Here is a 597-nt window from a genome sequence, read left to right as displayed (position 1 = left end):
ATCGAATCGAGTGCGACGTTATGTCACATTCCAAATCCTGTTTTTATTCTGTATAACTTCCCCGCATTAAGTATACAGCTAGCTGTACATCGCCGATATCCATTATGAATGTCAGTCACGACATTGTGCTCAATTTTATCGCCAACATCACGACGAAAGCGGATCTTAAAATCCAGACCGACTCGACCGAGGTGAGTACCCAGCCGGAATCAAAATGATCAAAATGATCAGGAGAAAAAAGAATGGAAGAATCCTCTATCACCCTACTGTGGGTTCTCTTAGGAACGGCTCTAAGCAATCCGCTGTTTGGGGCTGAAGAAAACCGCGTAGTGAAAGAGGAGCAGGATGTGAGGGAAACGTCTGCTTTAGAACAAGGGCGGGCGCATCTGGCGCAGGGCATAAAGATGAGATCCGATTCCATAATGCAAGGACAGGAGACTGCAGATGGTTCCGAGGGAAAGGATGCTGGGCAGGTAGCTCGTGATGTAGAAGTGGCAGTACCCACTGGGTATGTCACGCAGTTGCCGGCGATGACAGTCACTGGCGCCCCTGCTTATCCCGAATCGAGTGGCTACACTACTAACCGCGCTAACAGCC

1 protein-coding gene is annotated in these 597 nt (G+C 49.2%); it reads left to right on the top strand.

Annotated elements, in window-relative coordinates:
• Positions 1-242: 242 nt before the first annotated feature.
• The coding region (locus SQ11_RS17955) for a hypothetical protein (RefSeq protein WP_041515098.1) at positions 243-597 on the top strand (355 nt) is incomplete at its 3' end.

The sequence above is a fragment of the Nitrosospira sp. NpAV genome (genome assembly GCF_000832065.1).
Taxonomy (GTDB): Bacteria; Pseudomonadota; Gammaproteobacteria; order Burkholderiales; family Nitrosomonadaceae; genus Nitrosospira.
Note: the sequence above shows the minus strand (reverse complement) of the source record. Positions and strands in the feature narration are given on the sequence as shown.